General features: G+C 58.5%; 1 protein-coding gene. It reads right to left on the bottom strand.

What is annotated here, in order from left to right; genetic code table 11:
* Positions 1-379: 379 nt before the first annotated feature.
* Entirely contained in the window at positions 380-2,293 is a 1,914-nt protein-coding gene (locus VKV29_RS04715) for an S-layer homology domain-containing protein (RefSeq protein WP_324200147.1), read from the bottom strand.
* Positions 2,294-2,348 lie beyond the last annotated feature (55 nt).

Here is a 2,348-nt window from a genome sequence, read left to right as displayed (position 1 = left end):
ACTTACCAGTGAAAGCGGAAAGGAGTGCGAGGAGTTATTGTGACGCCACGATTGCTCTCGACAATCGGGGGAATGCGGATAGCAATTCCTCCCCCGCGTAAACGCAGGGGGTCTCCTTGCTATATTTTTATGACATCAAAGCAGCCCCTTTGGTTTCGAGGCTTTGACGGCACCTCAGTGCGGTATAAACTACGGTTCGCACTGCTTGTGACATCTGTGCCTATGCACTTGATAGGCCTGCGGCCGTCGTAAGGCAGGCTCAAGGTCTGGTGTCTCAGGGAAGCCGAGCGGCTGTAGCCGGGTTCTACCAAAACGAAGAGACAAAAAAGAACCGTCGAGCTAACCGCTCGACGGTTCTTGGATCGGTTCAGAGAACCGTTTAGAACCTCACGTTGCCCTGAATGGTGAGCACGTTGGCGTTAGAGGTCTTGCCACCAGGGAGGGAACCACCCAAGCCGCCGCCGGTATCGCGGTAGGCCAACAGTTGGTAGGCCAACTGGAGAGTGGTGTTGGTGGTGGGATGAACCCCCACGCCGAAGGTGACGTACTGCTCGGTCGGATAGCCGGGCTTTCCGGTAGGCGTCACCGAGCCGGACAGGTTGTAGAAGTCACCCTCGTAGTCAGCGCTCAGGTCAAAGTACTTGTTGAGGTTGTACTTCACGCCCGCCTTGCCGACCACCACAAAGCTACCTGTGGTGAACCCAGCACCACCAGGAACCACGCGGTTGCGTGCGCCGGCGAAGTAGCTACCGCCCACATAGGCCGAGAGCTTTTCAGACAAAGCGTAGCCTATTCGGGCGCTTGGGCCTTGCAGGTTGGTCGGGTTATAGAAGTTCCCGATGCGCAGCCAGTAGCCTGGGGCGCCAAAGGACGGGTCAACGTACAGGTAGTTGACATCGGCGTTCAGCGGGCCGGTGTTGTAGCTCACATCGATCTTGTAGGCGTTGTCGTCGCCGTTGTAGCCTACCGTGTCGGTGAGGTTTTTACCGCGAACGCTCTTGGCAGCCTCACCGCTGATGTTGAACTTGCCAAGCTCGTTGAGCTTAAGGTTGACACCGTAGACCAGCACGTTGTTGAACGCCAACGGGCCTACTGCCACAGGACCGCTTGTGTCAATAAGCGACAGGCCGATCTCACCGAGCTTGAAGAGCGGCACGCCGATGTGTAAACCGGCCACCTGGGTCGCCACGGTGTTGCCCAGCATATTCAACCCGTAGAAGGGAGCGATGGGGCTGGAGCCGCGGATGCCGTAGACGTTACCGATGACCGGCGTATTGATGTTTGGCGTAGCACCGGTGCCGGTGAGCGAGCTGAAGCTACCCGCAAACAGCTGGGTTTCGGCGCTGCCGAACTTGGATTGCAGGCGGAAACCATCCTGCACCCAGTCGCCATCCCGATACCACGGCAGGTTGAAGTAGTAGTCGGTGTTGGGCCGATAGTAGGTGAGTGGGGTCACTTGGTTCCCGAATCGCCCGATGGTAAGCGAGGTGTTTTTACCGAGGAACGAGATCGGGATGTCCAAGTTGGCCGCATACAGGGTGGTATCCTGGGCGTAGCCATTCGTAGAGGGGCCTGGTGTGGTGCCCAACCCACCACCGGTATAGCTAGAGAGATAGTTGGAGCTTACCAGGTCGAGGTTGAGCTTTACGTTGTCGGGCAAGTTCGCCCCAACTTTGAGGTGGACGTCATGGGTAGAGTAGACCTTCTCGGCCAGCGACTTATTGGCGGGCTGGAAGGTACCGTTCTCGTCAATAAACGGCAGGCGAGAAAGGTCGCTACGAATGCCGAAGAAGACGTCACCGCTGACTTGGGGCATCTTGTCCAGGCGCTGATTGATGGCCTTCACCTGATCGGCCAGCTCATCGAGGCGCTGGTTGATCTGCTTCACGTCGGCGCCGAGGTTGGCCAAGTCGGTTTGGAACTCATGGGTGAGGTTGCGAAGTTCGGTAACCTCTTCCGGCGTCATGCCTGGAGGGCCTGGAGGCCCTTGCTCGCCTTGCGGGCCTGGAGGGCCTTGCGGGCCGGCCGGGCCGGGCATGGCCTGGATTTTCTGGAGTGCGCGCTCAAGAGCGACCGCGAACTCGTAGCGGGTAAGTGTACGTTGACCCCGGAAGTAGCCATCCGGGTAGCCCACGATGATCCCCTTCTGCTGCAGGTCGGTCACCGCCTGATAGGCCCAGTGGTCCGTCGGCACATCTTTAAACGGATTCTGGTCCTGAGCCTTTGCGGGCATCGCCCAGGCGGCGGCAAGCAGCGCGAGAGAGGTGCCTAGGTAGGGCAATACCTTTCGCATCTTTTGCCTCCTTAGTGGAAGTTTTGAGTTTGGTTTTGGCACACGAAGAGCGCGC

It is taken from the genome of Chthonomonas sp. (genome assembly GCF_035294165.1).
Lineage (GTDB): Bacteria > Armatimonadota > Chthonomonadetes > Chthonomonadales > Chthonomonadaceae > Chthonomonas.
The sequence above is the reverse complement of the archived record's forward strand: the minus strand, read 5'-3'. Positions and strand labels throughout refer to the sequence as shown.